At 50.7% G+C, this 18836-nt stretch carries 18 protein-coding genes; all 18 read right to left on the reverse strand.

Annotation, left to right across the window (positions count from 1 at the left end; translation table 11 throughout):
* Window position 1: 1 nt before the first annotated feature.
* Window positions 2–883, reverse strand: coding sequence for a flagellar motor stator protein MotA (motA, locus tag M1D97_RS09035; protein ID WP_456267414.1), 882 nt, complete (start codon window positions 881–883; stop codon window positions 2–4).
* Between the two features lie 331 nt (window positions 884–1214).
* Window positions 1215–1778, reverse strand: coding sequence for a flagellar transcriptional regulator FlhC (gene flhC / locus M1D97_RS09040; protein ID WP_456267415.1), 564 nt, complete (start codon window positions 1776–1778; stop codon window positions 1215–1217).
* Complete coding sequence (gene flhD / locus M1D97_RS09045) at window positions 1768–2121, reverse strand: flagellar transcriptional regulator FlhD (protein WP_456267416.1); 354 nt, start codon at window positions 2119–2121, stop codon at window positions 1768–1770. The genes flhC and flhD overlap by 11 nt, the downstream gene beginning before the upstream one ends.
* Window positions 2122–2474: 353 nt before the next feature.
* Window positions 2475–2762: an EscU/YscU/HrcU family type III secretion system export apparatus switch protein gene (locus M1D97_RS09050; protein ID WP_456267417.1), complete on the reverse strand. Its 288-nt coding sequence runs from the start codon at window positions 2760–2762 to the stop codon at window positions 2475–2477.
* Complete coding sequence (gene fliK, locus M1D97_RS09055; protein WP_456267418.1) at window positions 2759–3832, reverse strand: flagellar hook-length control protein FliK; 1074 nt, start codon at window positions 3830–3832, stop codon at window positions 2759–2761. Before fliK ends, M1D97_RS09050 begins: the two co-directional genes overlap by 4 nt.
* Before the next feature lie 2 nt (window positions 3833–3834).
* Window positions 3835–4182, reverse strand: coding sequence for a flagellar protein FliT (gene fliT / locus M1D97_RS09060; protein WP_456267419.1), 348 nt, complete (start codon window positions 4180–4182; stop codon window positions 3835–3837).
* Between the two features lies 1 nt (window position 4183).
* The gene (gene fliS / locus M1D97_RS09065) at window positions 4184–4543 is read right to left on the reverse strand and encodes a flagellar export chaperone FliS (RefSeq protein WP_456267420.1); all 360 of its coding nucleotides are present in this window, start codon (window positions 4541–4543) and stop codon (window positions 4184–4186) included.
* 83 nt (window positions 4544–4626) lie between these two features.
* Window positions 4627–5991, reverse strand: coding sequence for a flagellar filament capping protein FliD (fliD, locus tag M1D97_RS09070; protein ID WP_456267421.1), 1365 nt, complete (start codon window positions 5989–5991; stop codon window positions 4627–4629).
* Window positions 5992–6079: 88 nt separating this feature from the next.
* Entirely contained in the window at window positions 6080–6919 is an 840-nt protein-coding gene (cysQ, locus tag M1D97_RS09075) for a 3'(2'),5'-bisphosphate nucleotidase CysQ (protein WP_456267422.1), read from the reverse strand.
* A 199-nt stretch (window positions 6920–7118) separates the two neighbouring features.
* Window positions 7119–8039, reverse strand: coding sequence for a glycosyltransferase (locus tag M1D97_RS09080; protein ID WP_456267423.1), 921 nt, complete (start codon window positions 8037–8039; stop codon window positions 7119–7121).
* Between the two features lie 482 nt (window positions 8040–8521).
* Entirely contained in the window at window positions 8522–9589 is a 1068-nt protein-coding gene (locus M1D97_RS09085; RefSeq protein WP_456267424.1) for a glycosyltransferase family 4 protein, read from the reverse strand.
* A gap of 14 nt (window positions 9590–9603) precedes the next feature.
* Window positions 9604–10662 carry a hypothetical protein gene (locus M1D97_RS09090; protein WP_456267425.1) on the reverse strand — a complete coding sequence of 353 codons (1059 nt, stop codon included), beginning with the start codon at window positions 10660–10662 and terminating at the stop codon, window positions 9604–9606.
* Window positions 10663–10673: 11 nt separating this feature from the next.
* Entirely contained in the window at window positions 10674–11576 is a 903-nt protein-coding gene (locus M1D97_RS09095) for a glycosyltransferase family 2 protein (protein WP_456267426.1), read from the reverse strand.
* A gap of 13 nt (window positions 11577–11589) precedes the next feature.
* Window positions 11590–13092 (reverse strand): lipopolysaccharide biosynthesis protein, encoded by a 1503-nt coding sequence (locus M1D97_RS09100; protein ID WP_456267427.1) that lies wholly within the window; start codon window positions 13090–13092, stop codon window positions 11590–11592.
* A gap of 9 nt (window positions 13093–13101) precedes the next feature.
* Window positions 13102–14262: a glycosyltransferase family 4 protein gene (locus M1D97_RS09105; protein ID WP_456267428.1), complete on the reverse strand. Its 1161-nt coding sequence runs from the start codon at window positions 14260–14262 to the stop codon at window positions 13102–13104.
* Complete coding sequence (locus M1D97_RS09110) at window positions 14262–15080, reverse strand: hypothetical protein (protein WP_456267429.1); 819 nt, start codon at window positions 15078–15080, stop codon at window positions 14262–14264. The genes M1D97_RS09105 and M1D97_RS09110 overlap by 1 nt, the downstream gene beginning before the upstream one ends.
* 159 nt (window positions 15081–15239) lie before the next feature.
* Window positions 15240–16526: a sugar transferase gene (locus M1D97_RS09115; RefSeq protein WP_456267430.1), complete on the reverse strand. Its 1287-nt coding sequence runs from the start codon at window positions 16524–16526 to the stop codon at window positions 15240–15242.
* 68 nt (window positions 16527–16594) lie between these two features.
* A complete protein-coding gene (locus M1D97_RS09120) occupies window positions 16595–18829 on the reverse strand; it encodes a polysaccharide biosynthesis tyrosine autokinase (protein WP_456267431.1) in 2235 nt (744 codons plus the stop codon).
* Window positions 18830–18836 lie beyond the last annotated feature (7 nt).

The raw sequence follows: 18836 nt of genomic DNA on the forward strand, positions 1-18836 counted from the left end.
TTTACCCCTGACCATTGCCACTGGGCTGTGAACGAACGCTGCGTACGTGCTCTTCAAGCTCGTTGAAGCTGGGCCGCTCACTCGAGTAGAGCGCCTTGCGCCCGAACTCGACGGCAATGGGTGGCGCGTAGCCATTCAGATTGGCCAGAAGCGTGACCTTGATGCACTGCAGCATCTTCTCGACTTCGCTGATCTGATGGCGAATGTGAGTGGCCAGCGGCGTTACAAACCCATAGGCCAGCAGAATGCCCAAAAAGGTCCCTACCAGAGCGTGCGCAATCAACGGCCCGACCTCTTCCGGCGACAGCCCTTCAGCCCCAAGGGCATGGACAACGCCCATGACCGCAGCCACGATACCGAAGGCCGGCAGGCCATCACCGACGTTGGCAATACAGTTGGCAGGGATTTCAGCTTCGTGCTGGAAGGTCTCAATTTCATGATCCATCAGCGACTCGATCTCGAAGGCGTCCATATTGCCGCTGATCATCAGGCGCAGATAATCTGTCAAAAACTCCATCAGCAACGGGTCCGCCATCAGTTTGGGATAGCGCGTAAACAGCGGACTTTCCGAGGGGGATTCAACATCACGCTCAAGCGCCATCATGCCTTCCTGGCGTCCCTTGGCCAGCAGAAGATACAAAAGCGCCATGAGCTCCATGAAAAGCTCCTTGTTGTACTTCACCCCTCTCTTGAGTTTGGGGACAACCTTGAGCGTGGCCTTGATGGCTTTTCCATTATTACTGGCGATGAAGGCACCCACGGCGGCACCACAGATAATGACGACCTCGGCCGGCTGCAACAGCACGGCCAGGTGCCCACCTACCATCATGTACCCCCCGATTACCGAGGCAATAACAGCAACGTATCCAAATAATATAAGCACGGTAATTCCTCAGTATTCAGAATCTGGAGATAACATCGGCCGAAAGTGGCCCGGCTTGAGAGCCCATCCCATCAGATTCATCGGCGCAAAAGGTGGATGCCATCGCAAGCGCTGCTGGTTCGACCTGCAGGATAATATCGGCAAGATTACAGTCTTTGATGACCTTTCAAAGACAGGACTAGCTCTATAAAAAGCAGCCATTTTTCTTTTTTGGTGCCGGGCGCGCGGTCAGCATGAGGCAACAAAAAACCCCGAAAGCACAGGCTTTCGGGGCAAGGGGAAAATCGTGATCACGGCGGCGGTATTTTGCAACGACATGGGTACCGCTTGCTCAGTATTGCGTCCCGCTTTCCTTTCTGATGCGCTCTTTTTCGGCCGCGCGACGAGTTTTTCCGGCACGCGACGGAGGCTGGCAGATACCACATACAAAGTCCTGGTCAAGACTATGAGCATGATTGACGAATCTACCGCTGCACGAGGTGCAGGAGGAGAGCTGCATCATGTCACTTTCAAAAAAACGTACCAGCGTCCATGCCCGGGTCAGCCCCAGCACGGCTTCGCCATCTTCGAGCATGGAGATCTGCTCAAAGTAGAGCCGGTAGGCCTTGATGATGGCCTCCATGCGATCGCAGTGACTCTTTTCACGAAGAGAAAGGTAGATATTGTAAAAAAGCGACGAATGAATATTGGGCAGCCAGGTAATAAACCAGTCGGTCGAAAACGGCAGCATGCCTTTCGGGGGAGAAACCCCCCGCACTTCCTTGTAAAGGCGGATCAGCCGCCCACGAGAAAGATCCGTTTCGGTTTCAAGAACCTGAAGCCTAGCCCCTAGTTCGATCAGTTCAATCGCCAGCTGAATATCGCGAACTTCGTTAATAACGCTTTTATCGGCCATGGTGATGCCCCTTTTTCAGCACCACCTCCTCCTCTTCACCATGCATGCTACCGGCCAGCAGGATGGCGGCATGAGTACGCTTGAGATCGTCTTCGCGCTGCTGCGTGGTCAGCGAAGAAAGCTGGGAAGGGTCCACCAGTGCAAAATGGCACAGCAGCTGATTGGAGTTGGCGAGCTTGGCAAGCTGGGAGATGGGTAACGATGCCAGGGTATCAGCCATCTGCTCGTTCAGTTTCAATCTGAACATGGCCGAAGAGCGATCTTCATTTAATAGACGCTGTACCAGAAGCAGATAAGACAGGTTGACGTTACGAATATCGTCCAGCAGATGGCTTGTGGTCATGTTCCCTTCCCCTCGTCTTGAAAGTTTGTCCCTGGTCGCGACAGGTGCAGCGGCGATTGTTCACGCTCTTGACCGGTTGTTCGCGGCAGGTCATTGCCAGGCGAGACGACATTTGCTCTATCAAATGTAACGCCCCGTTACTTTCTGCAATATTGGCACATCACACTTTCCTACCACAACCATTTTTTTACTGGTAATAAAACAATGTTTTCTCATACTCTGGATTAGAACAGTATCAGAGAATTTACCCAATAAAATCAACGTTAGACGAAAAGGGCCCAATATGTGGCCCATTTCGTCAGTCGGGAAAGCTTTACTGTATCTTTAGGTAAACGATGTGTTGCGGGGATGTATCAGCGCGTGGAGGCGACATCCTGTTCGAGTTCATGTATCCAGCACAGGAGCTCGGCCAGTGCCAGATACAATTCCCGGGGGATGCGATCATCGAGATCGACATGTAACAAAAGATTGACCAGCTCTGCAGACTGGTGCACGTAAACGCCGCTTGCCTGCGCCTTTTCTATGATGGCATCGGCTGTCGTGCCATACCCCTTGGCCACTACCCGGGGGGCTTCGTTGCCGTCATGTGCAATAGCCACTGCGCGCTGGCGATCGGAGGGATGATCATCAGACGTCGTCATGCGGTTCCCTCTTCATGATCATTGTGACTCCGGGGCGAGAAATGCAGCGCCGTTAATTGAAGGCCTGCGCCGGCCAGCCGCTCGTCAAGATGTCGTCCCTGAACGGTCATCCACGCCAGCCAGGGAGCTTCTACACTGCCGCTGACATTGATGGTGCTGTCCTGCAGGTTGATCTCCAGATCGACATGGCCCAGCTCCGGCAGCGTCAGCTTCAGCCTTGAGCGCCAGACACGCGCCACCTCTTCTTCGCCTTCGCTGTCCGCCTCATCGGGCGCCTGCTCGATTTCCCACTGCACCGGTACCTGAGGGGTCAGAAAGCCTTCCCAGCGAATCAGCGGATAGGTCATGAGCTCCAGCTGATGACGCAGAATGCCCTGGAGGTCATCCTGCACGGAGGACAGGGTCATACCACTGTCCTGCGAAGACGTGCCGTTTCCCGACACCATTGAGACACGCTCGCTTATGGCTGCTGCCCGGACACCATGACTTGCATCGGCGCTCCCCCGGTTTCCGGGTGCAGGCGGCTGGAAAAGCCTGTTTTGCGGCTCCTTGAGCAACGCCTGCTGGTCAAACTGACCCAGCAGCCACTGGCGCAGATGGGATTCATAGAAAAGGCCGCTGTGTCGAATCTGACCGGCAAGCGTCGCCGCGAGACCGGCGGCTTCTGGCGTGCGCCCGGTGGGCAGCATGACCGTATTGGTATTAATGACGGGTGCCGTGGCCGGGAATCGTTCCAGGATGCGGGAAATGGCTCGGGCTTCGGCACTGAAGTGCGTAGTGGAAGAGCGGGAGGCGCTACTGACTTCCCTGTTTTCGGGGGCAGGATGATCGCTCGACACGGTGACCCGCGAGGCAGTCTTCCCGGCGGCTCTGGCCCTTGCCGACGCATCGTCGCTTTGACGCTGGAGTGTCTCATCCGGCGTATCCGAAGTGCCATGACGTACCGCCGGAGTGTAGGTCACGCCACCCAATGGCAGATCGGGTTGCCTTGAAGCAACCCGATCCAGATCTGCCCGACGTCCCAGGACGTTATGCAGCAAGGTATCAAGCAGTGGCGTGATCATGCTCATGACTATTCCCCCATCGGGGCGGATGTTGCACCGTAGGCGCGACTGACCTGCTGCTGCACCCGGCCCTGCCCTATCAGCTGACCGAGTTCGGCAAGCCTTTGCTGCAACAGTGTATGCAGTCGATGGTCATTTTCCAGAAGCTGCGCCAGCATTTCCCTTTTATAGGCCTGGCGGTCGCTATCCAGCGATATTGTATCCTGCGTTCGCAGACGATTGACCTCATACAGATAGTCATGCTCAAGGGCAATGAGCTCCTGCCATTGCCCTGCATCGGCATGACCAAGCATCGTCCGGCTCAGCTCGAGCGCACGCTCGTAGCCATGAATGATCAGGGCGCGTTTTTTTTCCATATCAGACTCGAGAGGCAGCAGTGGGTTGCTGTACGCCCGTGCCGATTTCCTTCCACGCACCGGCGATATCGCTTAAAAGGGTTTCCACATGCTCAAGCAGCGCCTTGTCGTTGGACACGTTGGCCTTCAGCAAGGAACGTGACATGTATTCATAAAGCGATGACAGACGCTCGGCAAGCTCCCCTCCCCGTGTCATGTCCAGACTCGCGCGCAGCCCGCCGTCGATGATGTCGATGGCTTTGGATATGGCCGTGCCCCTGCCGGCGATATCGTTGTGCTCCATGGCCCATTTGGCCTTGAAAATGGCGGCCATGGCGCCGTCGAACAGCATGACGATCAGCTGGTGCGGCGATGCACTCATCACCCCTGTCTCGACACCCACCGATGCGTAGGTGCTTGCCCCTCTCTGTGCATACATAATTGGTATCCGTCACTATGAACCGGTTAGTTTTTCGCAGCGCCATCAAGCGCAGCAAACTGCTGGGTAAGGTATGACTGTGTGTTGTTGAGCTGCGACATCAATGAATCGAGCTGCTGGAACTGTTTCTTGTAACGATCAACCGTTCTGTCGATGGTTTCCTGCATTCGCTCGCTGCGGGCTTCAAGGCTTTTAATGGAGTTTTCAAGGCCCGCCTCGGCACTACCTATCGCGCCGTTGGTTGTCAGCATTTGACTGACGCTGGTGTCGAGTCTGGCCGCAATACCGTTTTTTCCGTCTCCGACAAAAAGTCCTTTCACGCCATCCAGATTGTTGGCCAGCGCCTCGTCCAGCTTGCTCTCGTCAGTGATCTCGAGCTTGCCGCTCTTGCTAAGGTCACTGCTGAAACTGATGCCGGCTTCAAAAAGGTAATTCATGCCCTCGCCGGCCACGGTGCTGCTCATAACATTGCGCAGCGTATTTTGCACAGAGCGCACGGTACTATTGCCTGTCAGAACGCCGCTTTGGACCTTGTCGCCCTTGCTGTCAACCTCGGTCAGCGATGTAATTTTGTCGTTCAGCGTATTATAGGCCTTCACAAAATCCGTCACCGCTGTTTTGACACTTTCCGTGTCCTGGCTGACTGTCAGTTTTGTAGAAGCGCCTTCTGCAGTTGTCTCGGCAAGATTAAGGGTAACGCCCTGGATTGCCTCCTCAACCTTGTTGGTCGAACTGGTAATGGCCAGCCCGTTCACCGTCAGGGAGGCATCGGCTGCTGCAACCGTTTCGGTAGTGCCGGAAAACAGTGCACTGAGGTCACTGTTATCACTTGAAAAGGACATGGTCGATGCCGCACCAGTCGTCTCTGAACTCAGCACCAGGCGATAGGGCGTATCGCTGCCATCATTGACAATGGAAGCTGTCACACCGGCATCGGCCTTGTTAATGGCATCACGTATGCCGGACAGCGATCCGTCGGTGATATCGATAGCGGTGGACTTGTCTCCGACATTGACCGTCAACTGCCCCGTTCCGATCGCGCTTTTCGTATCAGCATGTCCGTCGGTCGCCAGGGACTGGGCCGTTGCCAGCGAATTGATCTTGATATCGTAACTGCCTGCTGCTGCACTACTGCTGGCTTCGGCCGTCAAGGCGGACCCGCTCACCTCGGTTGCAAATCCCTCATAGAGCTTGGGATCGTTCAGCTTCTGTGCCGCGGTCTGGAAGCTTTCGAGCGATTTTGTCAATTGACCAAAGCCCGACAGTTTGGCGTTGGTCGAGGAAATCTTGGAATTGATGGGTGCAAGCTTTTCCTTTTCTGCTGATTCCAGATTTGAAAGCAGCGATGTAAGGTCAAGATTGGAGCCGACACCCAGTGATTCGATGGCCATTGATAACACTCCGGAATGGGAATCCTGGCAGGCAAAAGCGGATTCGTTGTTCTCACAGGGGGAACTATCGGCAGACGCCGGCAAATGTTTAAGACAATTTATTGCCGGCGTCCCTTAAAAAGGCAGGGGAGTTCCATGTTTCATCAAGCCCTCGCCCCAGGGCGATGAAATCGGGATTGATCAGTGACTGACGCTGATTGTATTTAAGTGCCTCTTCTATCTGGAAACCATCAGGGTTGAGTCGAAGAACGGTGCCACCGGCCTCCTCGAGAATAATGTGCGCCGCACCGGTATCCCACTCACAGGTGGCTCCAGGCCTTGGATAGCAGTCGGCGGCGCCCTCTGCGATACGACAAAACTTGAGAGAGCTACCGATACCCTGCAGCTGGTACGGCGGCAGTACCTTCAACAAACGCTCGAGCGCCTCACTGCCGTGAGAGCGACTGCCGACAACGCGCAATGGCTGCCCGGGCTGCCAGGTGGCAGCAGCGATGGGTTCGGCCGTTTCACCCGAGCGCTGACGCCATGCCCCCTCCCCTCTGGCGCCGTACCACAGGGTGTCCAGGGCGGGCGCGGCAATAACGCCAAGAATCGGACGACCCTCGTATATCAACGCGATATTGACCGTAAATTCTCCGTTGCGATCGATGAACTCCCTGGTGCCATCGAGAGGATCGATCAGCCAGCAAGCAGGCCATGACAATCGATCCTCGACGTCATCAGCATCGGATTCTTCGGAAAGCATCGGCCATGAGGGTGTCAGCTCGGCCAGGCGATTTGTAATTAACTGGTGCGCTGCCAGGTCGGCCTGAGTCAGGGGGCTACTGTCAGACTTGGCAGTCACGTCTATCGAGCCCTGGTAGATGCTCATGATGGTGTCACAGGCATCCCGGGCAATGGCCTTCACGGACTCGAGCAGCTCTGTCATCGATTCATCCCTCTCCCGCATGATCTGATCACTATACAGTGCTTACCGATAACGGCCGAGTCCGCTCGACTGTCCGCATCAGCCGAATAAAGCGAATTTTGAATGCCTGATCGAACCATCAGAGTGTCAAAAACAAACAACCCCGGCACGGCGCATGGTCCGTCCGGGGTGGTCACATGTTGCAGGCAGGCCTGTTGCCTCAGGCCGCCGGCTTTTTCCTCAGCACGCCCTGATAGACCGCAGCAAGCAGCTTTTCGGGCATCAGGCGCAGAGGCGCTCTTTTAAGTATGTTCATGCACATGGTGCCGGGCCCGATGAAGCCCATGTCGAGAAATTTTTTCTGAAGCTTCACATCCTGCTTGAAATACCGCCAGCCCCGGCGCCTTGCCAGCATGCCATTACCAACGCGTGCATTGACCAGAATATCACTGACGTTGTCGATATGGCTGCCCTGACACAGCAGGCGTGCCCATAGGTAATAGTCTTCGATGCCCAGAAAATGCTGATAGCCGCCGGCCTTCAAGATAGCTGAGCGACGGAACATGACCGTCATGTGATTGACAGGGCAGCGTGAGCGCGCAAAACGTGCCACCTGCTCCTTGCCGGTGGGCAGCTCGCGGATGGCGTGAGGATTCGACGGGTCCTCATTGAACTCGGCTATGGCACCGCCCAGCATGTCCACTTCGGGATGGGCGTCCATGTAGTTGACCTGCAGCTCAAAGCGCCCCGGACAGCAATGGTCATCGGTATCCATTCTGGCAACAAGATCGTTGCGGCATTGCTCGAGCCCCGTGTTGAGCGCCTCTCCCAGTCCCTTGTTTTCCGGCAATCTGACGGAAACGATATTTAGTGTGGGACGATACTCATCAAGCGCCGCGTGCAGTTGGTCATTGACTGGCCCATCTTCAACGATAACCACTTCATCAGGCTGTACACTCTGCACCCTGATGCTTTCGAGGCATTCGCGCAAAAAGCGTGGTGACTCCTTGTCATATACGGACATCAGCACTGAAAATTTCATTGCAGCCTTTTCCTTGAATATTTCATAAAAACGGGACTTCAGCTTTTCCGGTAAACAACTATCAGATGCCTCTCGGTCTTTTAATAGCTGTTCAGACATCAGATATCCATAACTCGGCATGCCTTCGAATCACACCAATTACCGGCAATCTTAACGCTGGACATCGACATCGGCTGTGCAAAAAGAATTCGAAAAAACGCTCACATGTACAGCAGGAGTCTCACCGGAGTTTATAATTTATCATCCAAACAGGTAAGGCACTGTCATGTCAGCCTATGCAATACAAACTGCACCAACCTTCACCTTTCCCCCTGTCTTATTCTAGAACGCCCGGGTATAACGTATAGGAACCTTTTCATTAAACGTCATATGTATTATCAGGAGGATCAAAAAACCAACGCCTGCTGTCGATAAAACAATAATCATCAACATCAGGCAAAATTGGCCAATTCTATTGTAATCCTGTTGAACCCCGAATCAGAAAGCGCCTGATCGATCAATGCTTGCAATACATTAGCGACAGTTTAAAAATACCCGAAAACGATCAGAAAACTGATGGCTTGTTATCAGTACAGCGGGCCTTATAATCCGACTTCCTTGCCCTGCTTTTCCATTACTTCCCTGTACAGGGCCTGATAGTTCTGGCTCATGGCTTCACCTGTAAACTGGGCCAGATAACGGTTACGGGCACGCTCGGATAGCTGCTGGCGATGATCAATGGCACTGGAGATGGCGCTCTTGAGCGACGCCTGATCACCAACGGTAAAGAAAGCGGCTTCATTGTCACGCAGAATTTCGCGGAAGACACCGATATCGCTACAAACACAGGGCAGTCCGGCTGCCATCGCCTCGAGCAGCGCCAACCCAAAACCCTCACTGATGCTGGGCATCATGTAAACATCATAATACGGCAGAAAAGCAGAAACGTTGTCCCTGTACCCCACAAACCAGCACCGGTCTTCTACCCCCGCTTTTTCAGCCTGTGAAACAAGTTCCTGCTTGTAAGGGCCATCCCCTACAACCACAAGTGCACACTCAGGCATTCGTGAAAGTACACTGACAACCTGATCAACTCCCTTCCTCTTAATCAGATGAGCGTTGGTCCCCAGAACGTGATAGCGCCGGGATAGCTCCTCCATCCTTGACCTGTCTTCAGAAGAAAGGTCATGAACGCAGGCCAGCTCTCGAATACCGTTATGTACAACGCGTAATTTTTCGACTGGCAGACTGGGGCGATAATAATCGTAGGCATCCTGAGTCAGCACAGCTAGACCATCCATTCGACGCCAGGCTGTCATCCACAAAGGAGTAACAAAAGTAGCTGCCTTTTGACCATAAATGTTTAACAGCTCGTCCCTGACGTAGTTGTGCAGGGTCGAAACAAACACGCTTCTCCTGTTAAACAAGGAGGCATAGACCCCCAAAAAATCCGGCCTGATGCCATGTGAATGTACAACATCAAAGGGTTTAAGAAGACGAGAGTTACGGAAATCTATTTGCCTTGTCTCACAATTGACCTCCAGCGTAGGGGGGCCCCGGAAATAAAAAATCGTCGATTCAACCTCTGCAGGCAAATTGTCCACGATATTCTTGACAACGTTAGCCGGCCCGCTCGGTTTAAGTTCAGTAATAATTTGAGCAATCTTCAATGTTGACTCCAAAACTAACCGGGTAGGCGTGCTGCTGTTACAAGAAAGTTATACGCTGAGCTAAACAGGAAGGTCGGTGCGATACCCGCCATGACAAACAGCATGCGCATCAGAATCTTTTCATTCTGTGATCTAAAGCTTCGATCAAGATTTGTCGCAAAGATGGGCATGGTCACGATCAGAAGCATCATGCCGATACGCTCAGCCTGAGCCCCTCCCAAGGCGGGAATAAAAGCAATAAACGTAAATATCGAATAGGCCAGCGTGACATTGTGCTGTACAAATTTCTTTAGATTGAAATTATCAAGTACAAGACCAACGAAAGACATTGCCAGAAAAACCGCGAGATACGCATAAGTCAACGACAACCCTGTAGAGGAAGACGATTTCGCAAGCTCTGAGTCCCCAAACGACGAATAATAAACACCCGCCAACATCACCAGATAAAGGAGACTAAATATACCTTTATGGAAAAGGCTGATCCTTGGAGTCGCCATGCCGCTGGTAACAGCAAAAATATAAAGCAGTGGCATATAAACGATCGCAGCATTGTGTGTAAACAATGCTAACAGACCAAAGAACCCTGCCACCACAAGGTTTCTGACGCCGAAAAAGGCGAACAATACGAACGCACACGCAATCAATTGGCGATAAACGTTTTGATACCCCATCAACAGTGGAAAAAACACTATTAAAAAGGGTATGACATACATGGGGACTCTGTTACTCAAATGTCGATTACCCATTGCATAAAACAACAGAGTAAGCCAGATCATGTCAATGACCCACAGTGTTACAATGTCATCCTGAATCAGGCTATACAGGTAGCTTGAGCCAAACCAGTATACGAATTCTCTTGTGTAATATGTTGTCGCTGTCGCAAAATCGAAATTATAGGTAAGATATTGAGCATACCCTACCATGTCGTAGTCGAACCCCGAAGTTCTGACGACCCACAGATAGTAAGCGGCAATTGCATAAGTAAGTATAATTAGCGGCGTTCTCTTATTGAGAAAACAATAAAAGAACGCAAGACCACACAACACAAGGTACCATGTAAGCTCAGCAGTCATATGTTAACCCGTCAGGATTTTTTTAATCTGGCAATGGCTTTATAAGTGCCAAGCAAATGAGGCAACAAAAAGAAGAGACCAATCCTATCAAGCATATCACCTGCCAACTTGATCGTTTTGAACTTCGGCTTCAAAAGCTTTGGCATGATGCGATCGGAAAAGAAGCGATAGGCATCATGATCCTTCAAAAGGGCTGCCAGCACAAAGTGACGCTTGGCAAAGCCACTGATATGCTTCGGATCTACAAGGTATTTTTCCATGAACACCTTGCTGGCTGCCATATTCATTGACCCACTCATTCGTCCACCACGTTCGCAGTTCAAGCGTACCCCGGGCACGGGATCATACCCCCAGGACCTGCTGTGCTCGGCGGTATCGATCAAAAACCCCCAGTCCTGGTGCTTGTTCAAGCTTTCATTGAAGCGAAAGACTTGCTTTCGATCAGCCAGAAAGCTGATGGTCGATGTCCTTATGTCCTTGTCTTCAATGAAGAGATAATGCCTAGGGTCATGAATATCAGGTCGTTCAATGAAATCCTTTTCCCCATCGATTGAAACATTGGTATAAGCACCAAAGCAGAAATCATGCTCTCCCTGACACATGAATTCCAGACGCTCGGTTATATATCCCGGCTTGAAATGATCATCAGAATCCAGTAAAAAAATATAAGTTCCTGAAGCATGATCAATACCGATATTTCTCGACACAGCCGCGTTGGATTTTTCTTCCTTCCTGACCAGAACAGTATGCGGCGACTCATTGACGATGGAAGACAATTTCTCGATATCGTTAGAGCAATCGTCTACCAGAATCACTTCATAGTCGTGGTCGTGTGCAGATCGATGAACACTATCAAGTGTTTCCTTGATAAAGCTACTACTCTGATACGTCGGGATGACTACTGATATTTTCATTTTCCGGATCCGGTTACCCTGCAATCAACTTCATTTTTCTTAACGGTTTTTGCAACACTTTTGCGAAAAAGGTCGCAGACTCATTTTTAAAAACAAGCCCGATCGCCAACCCTAAAAACAGTTGAACAAAACCAAAGAGCGCCAAGCTCAAAAAGCTGCTCAGGGTTTTATTTTCTATAAACTCAAACGGCGACGGCATTATCCAGGTCATCAGAAGCATGACAGCCAGCAAGACAACAGCAAGTAAAGTCGTGGAAGGCAGCCCCTTTAAAACGAGGCCTATTCTAAAATTTTCGTTTTTAACATGCAGCAACCAGAAGCACTGTATAAAATTGAGAACACTGGCCATCGACAGCAGAAAGGCCACCAAATATAGATTATTTAAATAGACCCCGGTAGCGATGGCCAACACGCTGGTAATGGATGAAAAAACGCCACAATAGAACAGGGATTTTGTCTGTCCCAGCGTTTGCCATATTCCGCCCGTTGTAGCCAGTACGATCTGGAACACTAAAAAGGGCGTCAGGCACTGCAGTATAACGGCCGATCTTTCCCAGCCGGGGCCGTAAAGAACATATATGATCTTGTCGGCGAACAGGAAAATGTAAATGGCAACAAAAAACCCCAGCAACAGAATTTTATTGACGAGGCCATTATAGCTTTCCGCAATTTCCTTTTGGCCAAAGGTACTATATACCGGTTGGAGGGCCGCTGTTGCGATACCTGCTATGTTCTGAATAGGAAGCATCATCAAGCGATAGGCCATGTCATAAAGGCCGACTGCTGCTTCGCCAATAAATTTAGAAATCAGGATCTTGTCAGAGTTCCTGGAAAAATAATTCAGAAAATTGAACATGAATTGATACGTGGAAAATCCGAGCACTGTCTTGAAACCGCTCAAGGCAATACGACCGATTAAATTACGCCAGCCCGCATAGATACAGACCAGAGCAAACCTCATACCCGTATGAACAATGGATTTCCAAACGAGTGCATAAACACCATACCCCTTATACGCCATCAGACAGGCAATAGCACCGGACACCAGCGCACTGATCAGGGTGATGATGGCAACAGCACTGAATCTCTTTGCTCGCCTTAACAGAGTTTCAGGAACGATAGAAACAACGGAAAATAAAATCATGATGCCAATTAACGGCATCACCCCATAATAAATGTCATTTCCAAAAAAATCGACCGCAACAAATGATCCCGCTGAAAATATAAAATACAGCACCAGCCCCAATATAAAACAAAATATAAAGAGACCGCGTATTTCTTCCGTTGTCAGTTCCTTATGGTAAATGATGGCCGGACCGAGCCCCATCTCCCCCAACAGATTAAAGAAAAAAATAATGACCATAATGGTGGCCACAACACCAAACTCGCTTGGTGTCAAAAACCTGGCCAGCACCATGGTAACAGCAAACTGTACGATCAGGTTTGAGTACTTTTCGATGAAGCCAAAAAAGAAACCGGATTTCAGGTCGCGGTTCATCGCCTCCTTATCACTCATGTAACTTCCTCATGAACCGCGGTATAGCTCAAGTATTTTTTCACGATTAATATTGGTACTGAAATTCGACAACAAATCGTTGACCTGCTCCTCCTTGAGGGGCGGATGATCACTTTCGATAACATCTACTACCGCCTGATAAATGGCCTGACTACTCTTGGCGCTGATAATTTGCGTCATGGGCTGATAGGGAGCGCCACAGATCGTATCAGGGAGTCCACCGCTATCCGTCACGACGACAGGCAGCCCTACCGATATTGCTTCGAGGACAGCGATTCCAAAACTTTCTTCCTGGCCGGTTTCTTCATCCTGAATGGAAGACTGGATATAGATATCGCTGGAAGACAGCTCTTCAAAAATCTTTTCACGAGGAAGATCGATTCTGAATTCGACAGCGTCCTTTACTCCCAGCTCCACCGCCTGTTGACGCAAAGTGCTCTCCAGTGGGCCAAACCCGATCAACTTGAGCTTAACCCGTCCGTATCCATTTTTATGAAGCTTTGACAAGGCATCAATCAGATAGGCTTGCCCCTTGAACCCCACGAAGCGTCCGACATTAACGACAGATACTTCTTTATCGGCATCGATTTTTTTTTCTTCAAAATCTGCCATCGAAATATTAACGCAGTTGGGCACCACGGCAATTTTATTTTCTGCAATACCAAATATGTCCTGCAGCTTTTTTTTCAAATAGTGCGAGGGCGCTGTAAAACAGATGTTATCATGCTGTTGACACTTATAAACCTTCTCCACGTAACCCGGCTGACCGTATAGCTTATTATTTACTACATCGATGCCGTGAGTGGAGATAATAACCCGACCACGAAACCCTTCCTGGATAGCATCATGGATATTTTCAAAAAAATAATTGAAATGACTATGCAGCACGTCGGGGCGCACTTCTGCGATAACCTTTTGTAACTTTTTTTTCTCGAAGACATGATAGTCGTTAAATAGCTTTCTACGCCCTCGCTTCAAGATTTTTTCAAATATATTTCTGCGATCAATGTTAAAGCTGATAACTTTACTAAAGGGGCGCTCGACTCTGTTAATGTGTCGATTGGTTACAACATGGTTGTCCACGCCCATTTCTTCCATATCAACGATCAGATCATAAATGAACGTCTCGGAAGAATTGGAGAAGTCAGAAACGAGATGAAGCACTTTCATCAAGAGATGTCCTTGTTAATGGTTTCCCTGTATTTCTGAAGCTCTTCATCGTCGCCGTGCTGAAAATAGCCGTATTTATCGTTAAAATTGACGGGTTTGGTGCGACCAAAACCGAACGGAAACACATCATACCCTTTTGCGTATTTGAACAACCAGTACTGCAGCTTATTGAGCACCTTGTTTTTGAGCGTACTATGGTCGCGTTGATAAAATAATTTTTCCGGCAACCATTGCGCTATTTTTGTGGATGCCATGGCAAATTTCATTTCAGGCGTAATGACTTCGTCAGTCGCCTTTATTCGGGCGTAAGCATTTAAAAACCCGGGGATCGCGGACTTTCGAATGATCATCATGGACTGCTGAAGTGGCTGCGGCGTATTGCCCCTGTCGCCGAACATGAAGTCGGAAGTCATATTGTCGATGGCATGCTCGACGATGCCTTCGCCGAAAAGCAGCGCGTCCTGTTCAACATACACCCAGTAATCCGCTTCACTGGCGTAAGCATATGCCAACCCAACAAAAAAACATCTTGTGCAACCGGCATACTTCCCTGAATGGCTGGTGGAATGCCCGCCATTGATATCCATGCTGACAAATTCCATACGATCGTCGTCAGGCAGCTCAGGGATTGTGGGTGAAGCCGAATCAACCACGATGATTTTTACAGGCGACGTATGACGATTGATTGATTCATACCATTCGCGAAAAAAAGCGACGCCTCTTATCTCGCTTGAGCCATATTCAACTCTTTTTTCATTTTCAGGTGTCGTTTCACCGCACCACCAACCAGAGTTGAGTATATAACTATATTTAGACATGCTTATCCCACATAGTACGAATCCTTTTGCCATACAATATATTCATATCGCATGGCACGTCATGAAGCTCTGTTCAGTCTGACTAACCGTTTACCATAAAACAAAATTCTGAGTGTTGACCGCAAAGCCAACACTCAGAAAAAAAGAGCCCCAACAATCTTACCTGGCGCCGAACCCTGTTAGCATGGTCTTTATCGTACGAATAACGATCAGTACATCCAGCCAGAATGAAAAATTCTTGATGTAGTAGAAGTCATGCTCAAGTTTTTTCGTCATTCCTTCTACTTCAGCGGCGTAGCCAAGCTCGACCTGGGCCCACCCGGAAATTCCGGGGCGCACGACATGGCGGTAATTAAAGAAGGGAACATCACGTTCATACCATTCCGCCAGACTGCATGATTCAGGCCTCGGTCCAATCAGACTCATGTCACCCTTGAGTACGTTAAGGAGTTGAGGCAGCTCATCAATGCGGTATTTCCTGATGATGCGCCCAACGCGTGTAATACGCGGATCCTCCCCTTCAGAGGTAAACCCGAGCCCTTCATGGTTCATGTACATGCTACGAAACTTGAACAGCTTGAACGGACGGCAATGAAATCCCATACGCTGCTGGTTGAAAAAGGCCGGCCCCGGATCGTCCCTTTTGATGATAATGATGGTAGCAAGCATGATCGGCAATACGACCGGCAGCACCAGCAACACACCAAAAATATCGATCATTCGCTTGGCAAGCTCATAATTCTCGCTGGGCATCAGGCTGCCATACTTGTTTTCATACAAGTGATCGAGATGCACTCGCCCTGTCAACGATTCATGTACCTGTCGGGCGTTGAATACAGGGATACGATGAATCGTGCAATCGGCCAGAAATTTCTGCCAGTTATCGTCCAGATCGGCCCGAAGATCCGCGACAACACCATCGACACGCATCGTTTCAAGGTCGGGTTTTTCCAGCCAGCGCCAGTCAACGCTCTTGTCATGACAAAACTCGTGGACACGACCGAAAGGCACAACAGCGAGCTTTCGCGTCCTGTAACGAGTACTGAGCTGATACCCCACCGAGCAGTAAAGTACTGCAATCAGATAGGACAGAACGATCTGCGTTGTTGCGATGTCAATCTGTAGGCTCAGTAGAACGGCCATCATCACAATGTAGGACATTGTGATAAACGGGATAATATATAAAAAAGCTCTGGTCCTGGGAAAATGAACAAGGCGATGCACGGCAATAATGGCTACCAGATAAGCCAGAGCCGTACCCAGTAGTGTAATACAACGCTCAGCCTGCCATTCCGCCAGCAGACTCCAGTTCCACTGAAACATCGCCGGCAACAGCACGGCGATAATCAACCCCAGCGCCTGATTAAAGCGATAGCTTAGTAGAAGCTTTTCATACCACCGTGAATGGCGACGATTTTGTTCCATGAAATTCGTGAACGTATCCATGTTGCGTTTCTCATTTCCAAAATGACTGCTCTGCCTGAGGCAGAGCAGTCACGGGCGTTCTCGTGGTCTTACGACTTCTTGCCATAGCTATAGTGGTAATTTCCATAGTTACCACCATAACGATGAGATGCCGTCTGCTCCATACCGTTGAGAACGGTCCCCTTGATTTCCACACCACTGTGCTCGAATCGACGCCGGGCCTGTTCGATTTCAGCGGGAGGGTTCACGCCATAGCGGGCGAGCAACATGTTGGTCCCTGACTGCTTGCCGATAATGGCAGCGTCCGTTACGGCCAGAATGGGAGGAGTGTCGATGATGATCAGATCGTAATGCTGATCTGCCCACGCCAGCAGTTCACTAAACCCTGCACTCATCAGCAGTTCGGCCGGATTCGGCGGTGCAGCACCTCGAGAAATAAAGTCAAGTCCTTCAACGCCGCCGGAACGTACGACCTCGGAAGCTGTTGTCCTGCGCGCCAGGATATCGCTCAGACCGTTTTCCGAGCGCCCCTTGAAGACGTGATGCAGATGGCCCATACGCATATCGGCATCGATAACCAGTACGCGCTGACCTGCCTGAGCACAGACCACGCCCAGATTGGATACCACGAAACTCTTGCCGGCACCCGGACTGGCGCTGCTGATCATGAGGCGAGCATTGGGCGCTTCCATCATGGCAAAGTGCAGGCTGGTTCGCAGACTGCGTACGGCCTCAACCGCCTGGTCATCGGAATTGCGCAGTGCCAGAACACCGGTATCCACCGTGTTTCTGCTGCCCTGCTGACGCCCAAGACGCAAGCCACGATTGCCACGAACCCTTTTTACCAGACCGCCCTGATTGCCGCTGAGCGGTACAGAGGCATAAACGGGCATGCCAAGCTGTTCAAGCTGCTCGGGGCTTTCGATGCCACGATTCATGATACGACGGATCAGGACCACAATAATGGCCACAACCAGTCCCAGCACGAAGGCGATAACGGTAATGAACGTCTTGCGCGGTGCTACCGGGCTGTTTTGCAGTGTTGAATCATCAATGATACGGACGTTACCTACAGCGCCTGCCTTGGCGATGTTCATTTCCTGCATGCGATTGAGCATCTGAACGTACATTTCCTGATTGACGTTCACATCGCGCTGGAGTCTCAGAACCTCCTGCTGAGTTTCGGGAAGGCTATCAACACGCTCCTGTAAGCGATCCTTTTCGGCATTGAGCTCTTCACGCTTTTGCAGCAGCGCTTGATACTGAGGATGGCTCTTGTTGAAACGGCGTGATAGATCCGCTTCGTCAAATCTGAGCTGATTGAGCTGATTGTCGATGTTGACGATCTGGTTCAGTACCGAGGACGTTTCCTGATCCAGGTCCACCGAGTCCTGATTAACACGGTAATTGTTCAGCTTGTTTTCGGCTTCAACGAGGCTCTCTCTGACGCGCGGTGCCTGCTGATTAAGGAAGTCGAGACTTTTTTGAGCTTCAGCAGACTGCCTTTCAATATTCTGCGTGATGTAGATATCGGTGATGGCCTTGAGGCTTTCACGGATCTCGTTACGATCAGTGCCGTTGAGCGTCAGCCGCAGGATCCCCGTGCCGGAGCGACCCACTTCCTCAACCTCAAAACGGCTGCGTAAACCATTGATGGTTGATAGACGTGAGCGTTTGACGACGTTGAACTCAGCGCCCTGACCGGCGGTCATGTCCATGACTCGCATTTCAACGTTGCCATCACGCGACTGCGCCAGCTCACCTACCCGGCCTTCCAGAATCAGGTTGCCGTCGTCACGCAGCTCATAGCGATCGTTACCCTGTGACCGGATGGTAAGTGATTTGTTGATCCAGCTGTCCGGCACAACAAACCGGGTCACATTGATACTCTCGCCTGCCCAGACGGAAGACCAGCCCTCGGCAAAGGAAGGACGATCAATGCCTCGACGTGCCAGCGTATCTCCAAGCACGGGAAGTCCTTCCGGGGTAATGCTCAACTGAAGGTTGAGACGATCAACCGCCTGCCCCAGTACCATTCGCGAAGCAAGAATCTGCATTTCGGAAGTTGAGCGAGGCGTATCTCCAAAGACACCCAGGTTCTGAATCGGGTTACTGGCCGGGTTGGCACGTCCTTCTATCTCAAGAAGCGCATCACTTTGGTAGACGGGCGTTTTAAACGTGACATAGAGAATGCCGAAAAACGTAAAGACGCATACGATCAGGGCGATTAGCCACTTGTTATCGATCATCAGACCGAAAAGGCGGCCTAGATCAAGCTCATCGCCGGAATCGGCTGACTGATATCGTTCAGTATTCGAGGCCATATTGATT

Source organism: Kushneria sp. AK178 (assembly GCF_053903105.1).